The organism is Gluconobacter sp. Dm-73 (genome assembly GCF_018256215.1).
In the GTDB taxonomy this organism is placed as follows: domain Bacteria; phylum Pseudomonadota; class Alphaproteobacteria; order Acetobacterales; family Acetobacteraceae; genus Gluconobacter; species Gluconobacter cadivus.
On sequence record NZ_JAERLW010000001.1, the window covers coordinates 307,113 to 320,219 of the forward strand.

Below are 13,107 nucleotides of genomic sequence, written 5' to 3' on the forward strand. Positions count from 1 at the left end.
CGCATTTTCAACGAAATCTTCAGGCTTTGTCCTGAGACCAACGTCGAACTGAAAAGGAACAGCTCATGCCTGCTGACCTGAATGACCTTCTTGCCGATCTGACCCGCCGTATGGACGGTGCGATCGAAAGTCTGCGCCGGGACCTTTCCGGCCTGCGTTCGGGCCGCGCCAGTCCGAACCTTCTGGAGCCGGTCCGCGTCGAAGCCTACGGGTCCGAGGTGCCGCTGTCACAGGTCGGCTCCATCGCCGTTCCTGAGGCCCGGATGCTGACGGTTTCCGTCTGGGACCGCACGGTCGTGGGCGCCGTCGAACGCGCCATCCGCGACAGTGGCCTCGGCCTCAACCCGTCCACGGACGGCCAAACAGTCCGCGTGCCCATTCCGGCCCTGACCGAAGAGCGCCGTAACGAACTCGCCCGTGCCGCTGCCCGCTATACCGAAAATGGCAAGATTTCCGTCCGTGGCGTACGTCGCGACGGTATGGAGCAGACCAAGGCGCTGGAAAAGAAGAGCGAGATCAGTCAGGACGATATGAAAACCTGGACTGACGCTATCCAGAAGCTGACGGACCAGTACATCAAGAAAGTGGACGATATTTTCGCGGACAAAGAACGCGAGATCAAACAGGTCTGATTGCGCATTTGCCCTTAGGATCTTTTCCCCGCTCTGAAGGTACGGTCTCCTCTCCCGCCGGGGGAGGGGCGAACGCCGTTCCCGTCCATGTCGCTGTGATCATGGATGGAAATGGCCGCTGGGCACGTGCGCGCAGACTCCCGGTCATCGCAGGACACCGTCAGGGTGCGGAATCCGTGCAGAAATGCGTCCGTGCGGCCATCCAACAGGGTGTGCGTTACCTCACGCTCTATGCATTTTCTTCCGAGAACTGGCGGCGTTCGACGAAAGAAGTCGGGGATCTGACGTCTCTGCTGCGCTTTTATCTGCGCCACAAGATCAATGAACTTCATGCGCAGGGTGTCCGGCTGCGGATCATCGGCGAACCGGAGCGGTTCGAAGGGCCTCTGCGGGAAGAACTCCGTCGCGCTGAAACCCTCACACTTCACAACACGACGCTGACCCTCACGCTCGCGTTGTCCTATGGTGGCCGTGCGGAAATCGTACAGGCCGCCCGCCGTCTCGCTGAAGATGCTGTTGCAGGCCGGATTACACCTGACAGCATCACTGAAAACACGCTTCATGATGCGCTTCAGACGGCCGATATGCCTGATCCCGATCTGGTAATCCGGACCAGTGGCGAATGCCGGTTGTCCAATTTCCTGCTGTGGCAGAGTGCATATGCCGAGTTGATTTTCATGGATGTGCTCTGGCCCGATTTTGGTGAGTCAGAATTTCTGGATGCCCTGTCACGTTTTGCCGGTCGTCAGCGCAGATTTGGTGGACGCCCCGCATGAGCAGTGCTTCAGCACGCTGGTCCGATCTGAGATTGCGTCTTCTCTCGGCCGCGGTCCTCGTGCCGGTTGCGGCTTTCTGCATCTGGCGCGGTGGTCTGGTCTATGATGCCCTGATCCTGCTGGCGATGTTCGGTCTGGTCTGGGAGGGCGAGACTCTTATTCGTCAACCTTTAAAAACGTGGCGTGGCGGTCTGCTGCTCGCTTGGCCCGTGATTGCTGGCCTTGCTGCCCTGAAAGGGGAGTGGAGCGCCGCCTTCTGGATGATCTGGCCCACGCTGATTTTTGGCTTTCCTGCCAGCGTTCCCGTCATAATCGCCATTGTCGGGGGCCTGTCGCTTTTGTGGCTACGTCATCTGCCTTTTGGGGTGGCGTCCGTTCTTTTCGTTCTGTCCGTCGTGATTGCCAGCGACAGCTTCGCGTATCTGACAGGTCGTGTTTTTGGTGGCCCGAAGCTGGCTCCGTCCATTTCTCCGGGCAAAACCCGCTCCGGCGCGATCGGAGGGCTTCTTGGAGCGTCTCTGGCGGGCGGCCTTGTTGCATGGCTGGCCGTGCCGGGTACGCAGATCGGTGGTCTGATCTGCGGTGCGGTCTTGGGAATTTTTTCCCAAAGCGGGGATCTTCTTGAGAGCGCGGCCAAGCGTCGATTGGGCGTGAAAGATTCAGGACGCCTCATCCCCGGGCATGGCGGTCTTCTGGATCGCTTTGACGGCCTTCTTGCTGCGGCTCCTGCCGCGGCCCTGTTATCTCTTGCGGTGGCAACGCAGCCTTTCTGGTCCATCCTTCCTGCACATTTACCTACTTCTTACGGGAGTTCTTCGCATGACTGACGGTTCTGCACGGTCCACACGCCGTCGCATCACAGTGCTGGGCAGCACCGGCAGTATCGGAACCTCCACGGTCGATCTCCTCGCCCGAATTCCGGATGAGATCAAAGTGCGGGCGCTGGTTGGAGGCTGCAACGCGTCGCTTCTGGCAGAACAGGCCCGTCTTTTGAATGCCGAAGTGGCTGTTCTGCATGACGAAAGCCGTCACGACGAACTGAAATCGCTGCTGGCAGGCACTGGTATCCGGACGGCCGCCGGTCGTCAGGCTGTGATCGAAGCCGGGGCCATGGAAGCCGACTGGACCATGGCTGCGATTACGGGTGCTGCGGGTCTGGAGCCCACACTGGCTTCCGTTCGCAACGGACATGCTGTGGCTCTGGCCAACAAGGAAGCGCTCGTTTGCGCGGGCGATGTCATGCTGCGTGCCGTGTCTGAAGCCGGAGCCACCCTTCTGCCCGTCGATTCGGAACATAACGCCATCGCCCAGTCTCTGGGCGGCTGCGATATGGAAACCGTTGAAAAGATTATCCTGACGGCGTCTGGTGGCCCGTTCCGCCAATCGACGCTTGAAGACATGCGCGCAGCCACCCCGGAAAAGGCCCTGAAGCATCCGACATGGTCGATGGGCGCCAAAATTACGATCGATTCGGCGTCCATGGCCAACAAAGGTCTGGAGGTCATCGAAGCCGCACGTCTGTTTGGTCTGACCGAAGACCGGATCGATGTTCTGGTTCATCCGCAGTCTGTCGTGCATGGTCTCGTGCAGTTCCGGGACGGCAGCCTCGTCTCGCAGATGGGCTCTGCCGATATGCGTATTCCCATTGCCCACACGCTCGCCTGGCCCAAGCGGATGGAGACGCCTTGCGGACGTCTGGACCTAGCCGCCTATGGCCGTCTGGAGTTTGAAGCGCCGGATGAAGTGCGGTTTGCCCCACTTCGCCTTGCCCGGCAGGTTCTGCGGGCAGGCGGCGCGGCCCCAGCCGTGTTCTCTGCTGCCAACGAAATCGCCGTCGAGGCCTTTCTGAACCGCCGTATCGGGTTCCTCGGTATTGGTGAGACGATCGACGCTGCCCTTCAGGCCATGACTGAAAATCCCGAACTCAAAAGTCTGGATGATGTCCTGCACTGGGACGCGCGGGGCCGAGACCTCGCCGAGGCTCATATCCTGCGGACTAGCGGGCATTTGCGAAACCATCTCAGCGAGGCCGCTCTGAATGCATGATCTTCTTCGGACCATTCTGGCCTATGTCCTGATTCTGGGCATTCTCGTCTTCATTCACGAACTTGGGCATTATCTTGCGGCGCGCTGGCGCGGCGTGAAGGTCGATACGTTTTCGATCGGCTTCGGTCCCGCACTCTATCGCTGGCATGACAAGTCCGGTACCGAGTGGCGGATCAGCGCCATTCCTCTGGGCGGTTTCGTCAAACCGCACGGCTTTGAAGGTCCGGAAGATGCGACCGAAGAACAGAAAGCTGCGTGGATTCCGGGGCGAACATTCCATGACAAACCCGTGGGATCGCGGGCGATCGTCATTCTTATGGGGCCGGTCTTCAATTTTCTCTTCGCCATTCTGGCGTTCACGGTGCTGTTCGCAGTCGTGGGCAAGCCGGAGCTTCATGGCGATATCTCGCAGGTTGTCGTGGGAAGTCCTGCGGACCGTGCCGGAATCAAGCCGGGCGACGTGATTACCCAGATTGGAGAGACCCACATCCTCGGCGCCGAGGATGTGATGAACACCGTCTCTTCCCATCCAGGTCAGCAGACAGTTCTCGGGATCCATCGTGGTGCTGAGAATCTCAGTTTACCTGTCACATTTGATACCGTGAAAAATGGGGGTCATGAGATGGGTAGCCTCGGGGTTGCTTTTGCCATTTCCCGCGGACGTCCGGTCTCGCTTCCCTCAGCTTTCATTATGGGCATTGAGGAAACCTGGGACAAATCGGTCATGACCTTGCAGGGCGTCTGGCAGATCGTCAGCGGCCAGCGGAGCGCCAAGGAACTGGGAGGTACGATTCGCATCGCACAGCTCTCAGGACAGGTCGCCAGCTACGGTCTGGCCAGCATCATCTCCTTTATGGCGCTGCTTTCGATCAATCTTGGCCTGATCAATCTCTTTCCAATTCCCGTGCTCGATGGGGGGCGTCTGGTCTTTTATGCGTGCGAACTGGTCCGCGGTCGCCCCGTCTCGCGCCGGGTCCAGGAGATCAGCATGCAGGTCGGAATGGCGCTGATCGGCGCTCTTTTCCTCTTTTCGACATTCAACGATCTGACCAACATCGGACTGTTTCACTGGATCTTTCACGCAGTAAGCTAAATATTCTGAAAAGACTTGTGATACAGTTGAACACGTCAGGGCATCTTGCGCGGGGCAGGGGTTATCGGATACCTCGGCCAGTGGCGTAACGTGTCAGTCGCCTGCAAAAAATATGTTACAAGGAAAGCCGGTTTGTCAGGATCACGGTCAAGAGGTTCCCGGTCTTCGAACACGCGTCTGATGCTTCTTGCATCAGCCTGTCTGCTGCCGGTCGTCCTCGGAACAGCTCAGGCGCGTTCCGTTCGTCATCAGGCCCCGGCATCAGCCCCCGGCGGAAACATCATCCAGGCGATCTCGGTCAAGGGAAATACCCGGATCGAGACGAGCACGGTGCTGTCCTACATGGTCGCCCAGCCGGGTGACACGTTCAATCAGGACGACCTCGACCGTTCTCTGAAGACGCTTTACGCCACCGGTCTGTTCAAGGACGTCACGCTACACCGCGACGGCAACACGCTGCTCGTGGATCTCGTCGAGAACCCGATCGTCAATCGCATCGTTTTCGAAGGCAATCATGCGCTGAAGGACGAGGATCTCCGCAAGGAAATCAGCCTGCGTCCTCGCGCGGTGTTTTCGGCGGAAACCACGGCGGCCGACCGTCAGAAGATCCTGAACCAGTATGCCGGCAAAGCCCGCTTTGGCGCGACTGTCACGCCGCAGATCGTCAAGCTGTCTCATAATCGCGTCGATGTGGTGTTCAACATCAACGAAGCCCAGCAGACGTTGATCAAGAAGATTGTCTTTGTCGGCAATCACGCCTTCAGCGAAGCGCGTCTGGCACAGGTCATCTCGTCCAAAGAATCGATCTGGTACCGCTTCTTCTCGTCTTCGGATGAATACAATCCCGAGCGCATCAAGTACGATGCCGAGCTGCTGCGTCGTTTCTATCTGCATAACGGCTTTGTGGATTTCCACATGGTCGATGCAACGGGTGAGCTTTCTCCCGATCACAAATCTTTTTACATCACCTTCACCGTCCATGAAGGTGACCGGTATCGTCTGGGCAAGATGGACGTCCGTTCCAGCGTTCGCCATGTGACGCCGGAAATGCTCCGCCCGCATATCGAGCTGTTCCAGCACCAGATTTATGACGGCACGGCGATCCAGAACAACACCAAGAATATGCAGGAATGGCTGCAGGCTACGGGTCATCCGTTTGCCATGGTCCGTTCGGAAATCGCCCGAAACCCGGAAAAGCGTGTTGTCGATCTGCTGTTCGACGTGACCGAGGGGCCGCATGTCTATGTCGAGCGCATTGATATCAATGGCAACACCATCACGCATGACGACGTAATCCGCCGGAACCTGCCGATGGCGGAAGGGGACCCGTACACCCCGTTCGATCGCAAGTATTCCAAGCTCGGTCTTCAGGATCTGGGATATTTCAGCTCCGTTTCCGTTGATCAGACGCAAGGCTCCGCGCCCGACCGCGTCAACGTTTCCGCAAACGTGGTCGAAAAACCGACTGGCGAATTCTCGCTGGGTGGTGGTTATTCGACGGACGTTGGTATCCTTGGTAACGCCTCTATCAAACAGCATAACCTGCTCGGAACGGGTGTGGATGCCGGTATTTCGGGTACGGTCGCCTATTACGAAAAACAGGCCGACATCTCGATCACGGACCCGTACTTCCTGAACCGCAATCTTGTGGCGGGCGCGGATTTCTACTTCATCCAGAACAACTACCAGACGTATCAGAGCTATAAGGAATCCCAGTACGGCATGAGCCTGCGTCTGGGTTATGCCTATAACCGCTATCTGTCGCAGTCGTGGAACTATACTCTCGTTGATCGTCAGGTCGGTAATTTCTACGATGCTTCTGCGGTTGCTTCTGATCCGAGCCTGATCCAGTGGGTCCCCTCGATCTATGTCCAGCAATCTGCTGGCTGGTCGTTGCTGTCGCAGCTCAGCACGTCCATAACCTATGATCGTCGTGACCAGCGGGCAAAGCCGCACTCCGGTTATATGTTCAAGGTTGGTGGTGACTTTGCGGGTCTAGGCGGTAACTCCAAATATGCCCGCGTTAAGGCTGACGGAGCCTATTACCTGCCGCTTGATGACCTGACCGGAAACCATGACTGGACCTTCCAGTTCAAAGGTGGCGTCGGTTACATGGGAGACTGGAGCTCCAGCGGAAACCGCAACATCATTGATAACTTCTATCTTGGTGGTGAAAACCTGCGAGGCTTCCTTCAGGGTGGTGTTGGGCCGCGTTCAGGCCATCTTAAAATCAACGGCGTTTATATTCCGGCTCAGGGACAGGAAGATCTTCTGGGTGGTCGTTTCATGTATACGGCCTCCGCACAGCTTAACTTCCCGCTGCCCATGGGGGACGATCTCGGGATTTCCGGTCGTGGCTTCATTGATGCCGGTAGTCTCGCGGGTGTGCGCGTCAAGCATCTTTACACGAACCGTACGAATGACGGGGACAACTATACCCCGATCACCGGTGACAATCTGATCCCGCGCGTTTCCGGCGGTCTTGGTGTGTCGTGGAAGAGCCCATTTGGCCTCGTCAACATCGATGGCGCCGTGCCGATCCGCAAAGAACATGGCGACCGTCTGTATCCGCTGCGTTTTGGTTTTGGCCAGCAGTTCTGATCTGCCTAAACCTTTTGCCATCCTGTTTTCCAACCCCTTGCCAAGAGGTGGTCATGACCCTCAATTCCCTGATGCGCACGGTTTCGGCCGGCGCGCTTCTGGCCGCGTCCCTTTTTGTCTCTACTCCGGGCGCCTACGCTCAGGCTGCTGGCGGCAATGGTGGCTGGTTCGTTCCCAAAGCCGCTCATCCTGATGCTCCGCCGCCGCGCCCCGTTCAGCGTCGCGTTCCCGAAGCCGCTCCTGAAGAGGAAGAGGAAGCCGCTCCTTCCGATCAGCAGCAGGCTCCTCCCGTCCTGCCTCTGCCTCCAATCCCGGCTCCTCCGAGCATTGCCAAGGGCGCTCCACCTCCGGCTGCCATTATCGGTGTGATTAATGTTCAGGCCGTCATGCAGATTTCCAGTGCATGGCAGGAAATCCAGCAGGTTCTGGGTGCGCGTCGGGATCGTCTGGCGCAGGCTGTGCAGCGTGAAGAGGCCGCGTGGCGTGGTGAGCAGCAGAAATTGCAGGCTCAGGCCCGGACTCTGACATCCGACCAGATCCAGCTGCGGGAGCGTCACCTTCAGGAACGTCGCGCCAAGGACCAGCATGATTTCGGCGGTCAGGCCCGGATTATTCAGGAAGCGGCTCAGGTCGCCATGCACCAGATCGAGCGTGAACTGGAAGAGCCCAACGGCATTATCGCCGCCGTTGCTGCCGCGCATAACATGAACCTGATCCTGCATGCTGAGCAGGTCGTGCTGCATGTCGGTGGTCAGGACATTACCGAGGAAGTGGGTGCGCAACTCAACAAGGCGTTGCCGCATGTCTTCATCCCCGACGACGGTGTGGATCCGGAACAGCTCGCTCGTTCCGGCAAAATGCCGACAACCGCTGACGAACAGCGGCAGGCTCAAGGTGCGCCGACCCAGCAGGCTCCGGCCTCTGCACCGAGCGAGTCCGTTCTTCGTCAGCATCACTGAAGCGAGTGACCGTGTCTGAGATGACAGCAAACGAGACCCGTCCCGGCGACAGTCGGTTTTTCCAGCGTTCTGGACCTTTTGGTCTGGATCAGCTGGCTGAGGCTTCTGGTAGCGAGGTGATTACGGCCGCCTCCGGCAAAAGCGTGGCATCGTTTCGCGGCGTGGCCCCTTTGCACGTTGCTGGGCCTGACGAGGTCAGTTTTCTCGATAATCGTCGTTACCTGCCGCTTCTGGCCGAAACGAAAGCGGGGGCCGTTATTCTTTCGCCAGCGTTTTCCGACAAACTTCCGCCAGATACGGCCGGACTGGTCTGCAAAGCGCCCTATCTCGCCTGGGCTCGTGTCGCCACGCTGTTTCACCCTGATCCCAAATCTACCGGAATCCGTCATCCGACGGCCTGCATCGCAGACGACGCAGATATTGGCGACAATGTTGAAATCGGTCCCTTTGCGGTTATCGGAAGCGGAGCCCGTATTGGTCGTGACACCATCGTGGCCAGCCATGTCAGCATTGGTCAGAGCGTTGAAATCGGTTCGCGGTGCCGTATCGGTGCTCATGCCGCCATTTCTCATGCGCGTATCGGCGATCGCGTTACGCTCTATCCCGGCGTCCGTATTGGGCAGGATGGTTTCGGGTTCGCCGTCGGGCCGGAAGGGTTTGAAACCGTTCCACAACTCGGTCTGGTCGTTCTTGAAGACGGCGTGGAAGTCGGCGCCAATTCCACGATTGATCGCGGGTCCATGCGGGATACGCTGATTGGTGCAGGCACCCGCATCGATAATCTCGTGCAGATCGGTCATAACGCCCGTCTGGGACGGTGCTGCATTGTGGTGTCGCAGGCGGGGATTTCCGGTTCCACGGAACTCGGCGATTTCGTTACTATTGCCGCGCAGGCCGGTCTGATCGGACATATCAAGATTGGTTCCAAGGCCCGGATTGGCGCCCAGTGTGGCGTCATGTCAGACGTGGATGCTGGGGCCGATGTCATTGGTAGCCCCGCCATGCCGTTCCGCGAGTTTTTCCGGAATGTCGCCACCTTGCGGAAGCTCTCCCGCAAAAGCAGTGACTAGCCGCTCTGTGGCGCGGATGGTAACACCCCCTCAGGTTTGCTAAGGGAAGCCATTCGCGCTGCCACTGGGTAGCAATTGACAGACAACACCGCTTGAAGGGCATGGTGAAACGATGGACCGAGTGGACGCTCCAGCCGAACAGATGACTCCCGCGACAGACGCCGCCGCTGCAGGCCATCAGCTTCCGCAGAGCATCGACATCCTCAAGATCATGCAGTCGATCCCACATCGGTATCCGTTCCTGCTGATCGACAAGATGGTTGAGATCCATGCCGGGCAGTCCGCCATCGGCATCAAGAACGTGACGGTCAACGAGCCGTTCTTTCAGGGGCATTTCCCCTCCCATCCTGTCATGCCCGGCGTCCTGATCGTGGAAGCCATGGCCCAGACCGCAGCCACGCTGGTTGTGATGACTTTGGGTGAAGCGTTTGAAGGCAAGCTGGTCTATTTCATGACGATCGAAAACGCGAAGTTCCGCCGTCCGGTCGGCCCCGGAGACCAGCTCCGCATTCATGTGGACAAGGAGCGTTCCCGCGCCAATGTCTGGAAGTTCAAAGGTGTGGCCCGCGTTGATGGCGTGGCCGTTGCCGAAGCGACCTTCAGTGCGATGATCATGGGTTGACGTTGATGCAGATGGCAGGGAAGCGTCCCGAAACCGCTGAAATCCATGCAACTGCTCTCGTTGATCCGCGTGCGCGCATCGGCGAAAACGTGCGGATCGGTCCCTGGTGTCTGGTTGGTCCTAACGTTACCATCGGTGACGGGGTCTGCCTGCACGCATCAGTTATTGTGGATGGATACACGACCCTGCGCGAAAACGTGGAGGTCTATCCGTTCGTGACGATCGGGCTGGCTCCGCAGGACCTGAAATATGCTGGCGAACCCACACTCTGCGAAGTGGGCGCCAATACGGTCATCCGTGAAAATGTGACGATTCATCGTGGTACGGCGCAGGGCCATGCTCTTACGCGTATCGGCGCGAACTGTCTGATCATGGCCAATTCCCATGTGGCGCATGACTGCGTCATCGGTGACCGTGTCATCATCGTCAACAACGTCGTCATGGGCGGCCATGTTGAGATCGATGATGATGCCAAGGTTATGGGGTCGGCGGCATTGCACCAGTTCGTTCGGATCGGGCGCGGGGCTGTCGTCGGTGGCGTCTGCGGTGTGGAAATGGACGTTATTCCTTACGGAAGCGTTCTGGGCAACCGTGCCCGTCTGGTCGGGTTGAACTGGATCGGCCTGAAACGTTCAGGGGTTGGGCCGGAGGAAATGCAGGCCATGCGCCGTGCGTTCCGCACGCTTTATCCGCGTCATGGTGCGACGGAAGCCGTTCTGGAAAGCCGCATCGCTGAAGTCAGGGCGGAATACGGGCATCTTCCGCGCATCGCCGAGATGCTGGACTTCATGGAAGCGCCAAGCCGACGGGGCCTGACACGTGTTGCGCGTCAGGAAGGGCAGTCCGAAACCGAAGGCGCCTGATCGTGGGCGATCGGGGCTGCATCGGTATTCTGGCTGGTTCGGGACCTCTTCCCGCGCAGGTCGCCGCCGCCGCCATCGCCAAGGGACGTAAGGTCTTTGTTATTGGCTTTCGCGACTTCGCAGATCGTGCACTTCTTGATCCTTACCCGCATGAAATCATTCGCCTTGCGGCTGCGGGTGATATTCTCGGCGCTCTCAAGAGAAACAACTGCCGCGAACTGGTTCTGATTGGGCCGGTCCGTCGCCCTGCATGGCGGGATCTGCGTCCCGACGCTGAGGGTGCGCGAATTCTAGCGCGTCTCGGGCGGGCGATTTTTTCCGGCGATGACGGACTTCTCGGCGCAATCGTCCGTGTCCTTGGCGAAGAGGGCTTTCTTGTCCGGGGCGCGCACGAATTTCTCGAACATGCCACGGGTCGTTCAGGGACACTGGGGCGTGTTTTGCCTGACGCGCAGGCCCGACAGGACATCGCCCGTGGTGTCGATGTTCTTAAAGCGATGGCCGTGCTCGACATTGGTCAGGGATGTGTGGTTCAGAACGGGCTTGTGCTGGCGGTCGAGGCCTTAGAGGGCACCGATGCCATGTTGGGTCGTTGCGGGCGCCTGATGCAGGCAGGAAGTGGTGGCGTTCTGGTGAAGATGCCCAAAACCGGACAGGATCTTCGAGCTGATATGCCGACGATCGGGCCGGAGACACTGGAAAACGCGGCTCGGAACGGATTGCGGGGCGTTGCGTTCCAGCCGGGAGTAACGCTCATGACGGACCCTGACGGCTGCGTGAAACTGGCGGATCGTTACGGGCTGTTTCTGTATGGGCTGACACCGGAAGATCTGAAGGACAAGTGATGAGTACGTTTCTGCATACGATGGTGAGAATCCGGGATATCGACCGGAGTCTGGCATTCTACAAGCTCCTTGGCATGAAGGAGCTTCGTCGCAAGGAGGTCCGGGAAGGGCGCTACACGCTTGTTTTCATCGGATTCGATGATAACGAACACGGTCAGGCCGAAATCGAACTCACCTATAACTGGGATCAGGAATCCGACTACGAGGTCGGAACCGGCTTCGGACATTTTGCGATTGGTGTTCCGGACGTGGCAGATCTTGTTGAAACAGTCCGTACTGGTGGCGGCAAGGTGACACGGGAAGCCGGTCCGTTGAAATTCGGAACGATCATCATCGCCTTTGTTGAAGACCCCGACGGCTACAAAATTGAGCTTATCGAGAAAAAGTAGAGTTTTTAAGCAGTTTCAGGGCTTTTTCCAGCGCCTCGATGATGGTTTGAGCGTTCTGCTGGACTGTCCTGTCCTGATGACTGCTGAGAATATCGGCACAGAGGAGGGCAGGGGCCAGAGCATTGCGCAGGTCGTGACGAAAGGTGGCGGCGTCCTGAAGCGCTGCGCCAGAAGACGGATTGTTACTGGACTCGGTCATAGGTTCAAGTTCCTGTAGCTCTGGCATTGACATGAAGGGCCTGCGTGCTTACAAGCCCGGGTCTCAATAACCGGGCGTTTCGTGCGCCCGATCGACGCGGATGTCCAGCAGTTGAGGCGTCCGCCTGGTTTTTAAGGATCAACGTCATGAAGCGCACGTATCAACCCTCCAAGCTGGTTCGCAAGCGTCGTCACGGTTTCCGTACGCGTAGCGAAACCGTCGGCGGCCGCCGCGTACTGGCCAACCGTCGCACCAAGGGTCGCAAGAAGCTCTCCGCCTGAGTTCGACCCAGATCGGTACGACCCATACACCGAGCCGTCTTAAAAAACGGCCGCAGTTTCTGCGTGTAGCCGGGAAAGGGCGCAAGGTCGCCACTCCCGGCATGGTTGTGCAGATCCTGCCGGATGACACAGCGACCGAAACCCGCGTTGGTTTCACGGTCACGAAAAAAGTCGGTAATTCTGTCATCCGTAACCGCACCCGCCGTCGTCTCCGCGAGGCTCTTCGCCTCGTTGCACGGGAAGACGGTTTGCCTTCCGGCGATTTCGTCCTCATCGGGCGGGACAAGACCCGTGGGCGCGAGTTCTCCCTTCTCAAAGACGATCTGCGACAGGCCCTTCGTAAAGGTCTGGATGTCAATTTCCGGGAAAAACCTTCTGGAAATCCCAATCATGCCCGGAATCGGACGAAATGATTGCGTCCCTCATCAGGAAAGCCGTCACGACCCTGATGCTGTCGCTAGTTGACGCCTACAAGCTCTTCATCAGTCCATTTATCGGCACCAACTGCCGGTTCGATCCGACATGCAGCACTTACGCGCTGACGGTGATCCGCGAGCATGGCCCCATTCGTGGTGGCTGGCTGGCCATGCGCCGGATCGGGCGCTGCCATCCCTGGTCGGAAGGGGGTACGGATCTGCCTCCAAAGCCACACCGGCATTAAAAACACCCGCCACCTATTGTTTTGGATGCGGTTTTCGGCCACTTGAAGCGCAAGCCCCATTCAGTGAGAC

16 protein-coding genes are annotated in these 13,107 nt (G+C 58.4%); 15 read left to right on the forward strand and 1 reads right to left on the reverse strand.

Annotated features, from left to right (window positions below; all coding sequences use genetic code 11):
• Window positions 1-65 precede the first annotated feature (65 nt).
• The 12 genes from frr (at window position 66) to gloA (ending at window position 11,896) form a co-directional block, all read left to right on the forward strand.
• A complete protein-coding gene (frr, locus tag JK176_RS01450; protein WP_194261570.1) occupies window positions 66-632 on the forward strand; it encodes a ribosome recycling factor in 567 nt (188 codons plus the stop codon).
• Between the two features lie 8 nt (window positions 633-640).
• Window positions 641-1,408, forward strand: a complete 768-nt coding sequence (gene uppS / locus JK176_RS01455; protein ID WP_268898543.1) for a polyprenyl diphosphate synthase — start codon at window positions 641-643, stop codon at window positions 1,406-1,408.
• Window positions 1,405-2,235 carry a phosphatidate cytidylyltransferase gene (locus tag JK176_RS01460; protein ID WP_211586049.1) on the forward strand — a complete coding sequence of 277 codons (831 nt, stop codon included), beginning with the start codon at window positions 1,405-1,407 and terminating at the stop codon, window positions 2,233-2,235. Before uppS ends, JK176_RS01460 begins: the two co-directional genes overlap by 4 nt.
• Window positions 2,228-3,454, forward strand: a complete 1,227-nt coding sequence (gene dxr, locus JK176_RS01465; protein WP_211586050.1) for a 1-deoxy-D-xylulose-5-phosphate reductoisomerase — start codon at window positions 2,228-2,230, stop codon at window positions 3,452-3,454. The genes JK176_RS01460 and dxr overlap by 8 nt, the downstream gene beginning before the upstream one ends.
• Window positions 3,447-4,547 carry an RIP metalloprotease RseP gene (gene rseP / locus JK176_RS01470; RefSeq protein WP_211574116.1) on the forward strand — a complete coding sequence of 367 codons (1,101 nt, stop codon included), beginning with the start codon at window positions 3,447-3,449 and terminating at the stop codon, window positions 4,545-4,547. Before dxr ends, rseP begins: the two co-directional genes overlap by 8 nt.
• A gap of 180 nt (window positions 4,548-4,727) precedes the next feature.
• Window positions 4,728-7,148: an outer membrane protein assembly factor BamA gene (gene bamA, locus JK176_RS01475; protein WP_194266573.1), complete on the forward strand. Its 2,421-nt coding sequence runs from the start codon at window positions 4,728-4,730 to the stop codon at window positions 7,146-7,148.
• A gap of 53 nt (window positions 7,149-7,201) precedes the next feature.
• Window positions 7,202-8,107, forward strand: coding sequence for an OmpH family outer membrane protein (locus JK176_RS01480; RefSeq protein ID WP_211586051.1), 906 nt, complete (start codon window positions 7,202-7,204; stop codon window positions 8,105-8,107).
• 20 nt (window positions 8,108-8,127) lie between these two features.
• On the forward strand, window positions 8,128-9,177 hold the full coding sequence (lpxD, locus tag JK176_RS01485) for a UDP-3-O-(3-hydroxymyristoyl)glucosamine N-acyltransferase (protein WP_211586147.1): 1,050 nt from the start codon (window positions 8,128-8,130) through the stop codon (window positions 9,175-9,177).
• 142 nt (window positions 9,178-9,319) lie between these two features.
• Window positions 9,320-9,799, forward strand: coding sequence for a 3-hydroxyacyl-ACP dehydratase FabZ (gene fabZ / locus JK176_RS01490; RefSeq protein ID WP_086649100.1), 480 nt, complete (start codon window positions 9,320-9,322; stop codon window positions 9,797-9,799).
• Between the two features lie 5 nt (window positions 9,800-9,804).
• The gene (gene lpxA, locus JK176_RS01495; protein WP_194261672.1) at window positions 9,805-10,662 is read left to right on the forward strand and encodes an acyl-ACP--UDP-N-acetylglucosamine O-acyltransferase; all 858 of its coding nucleotides are present in this window, start codon (window positions 9,805-9,807) and stop codon (window positions 10,660-10,662) included.
• A 2-nt stretch (window positions 10,663-10,664) separates the two neighbouring features.
• Window positions 10,665-11,507 (forward strand): UDP-2,3-diacylglucosamine diphosphatase LpxI domain-containing protein, encoded by an 843-nt coding sequence (locus tag JK176_RS01500; RefSeq protein ID WP_211586053.1) that lies wholly within the window; start codon window positions 10,665-10,667, stop codon window positions 11,505-11,507.
• A complete protein-coding gene (gloA, locus tag JK176_RS01505) occupies window positions 11,507-11,896 on the forward strand; it encodes a lactoylglutathione lyase (protein ID WP_211586055.1) in 390 nt (129 codons plus the stop codon). Before JK176_RS01500 ends, gloA begins: the two co-directional genes overlap by 1 nt.
• Here gloA and JK176_RS01510 read toward each other — a convergent pair.
• Window positions 11,880-12,095 (reverse strand): hypothetical protein, encoded by a 216-nt coding sequence (locus JK176_RS01510; RefSeq protein WP_249194089.1) that lies wholly within the window; start codon window positions 12,093-12,095, stop codon window positions 11,880-11,882. The two genes, gloA and JK176_RS01510, sit on opposite strands and share 17 nt — an antisense overlap.
• A gap of 146 nt (window positions 12,096-12,241) precedes the next feature.
• On the opposite strand from JK176_RS01510, the gene rpmH reads away from it, so the two are divergent.
• The 3 genes from rpmH to yidD are packed head-to-tail and all read left to right on the forward strand — an operon-like array spanning window position 12,242 to window position 13,037.
• Window positions 12,242-12,376 (forward strand): 50S ribosomal protein L34, encoded by a 135-nt coding sequence (gene rpmH / locus JK176_RS01515; RefSeq protein WP_062033507.1) that lies wholly within the window; start codon window positions 12,242-12,244, stop codon window positions 12,374-12,376.
• Window positions 12,377-12,387: 11 nt separating this feature from the next.
• Window positions 12,388-12,789, forward strand: coding sequence for a ribonuclease P protein component (gene rnpA, locus JK176_RS01520; RefSeq protein WP_194266795.1), 402 nt, complete (start codon window positions 12,388-12,390; stop codon window positions 12,787-12,789).
• Window positions 12,786-13,037 (forward strand): membrane protein insertion efficiency factor YidD, encoded by a 252-nt coding sequence (yidD, locus tag JK176_RS01525; protein ID WP_211586056.1) that lies wholly within the window; start codon window positions 12,786-12,788, stop codon window positions 13,035-13,037. Before rnpA ends, yidD begins: the two co-directional genes overlap by 4 nt.
• The last annotated feature ends 70 nt before the right edge of the window (window positions 13,038-13,107 follow it).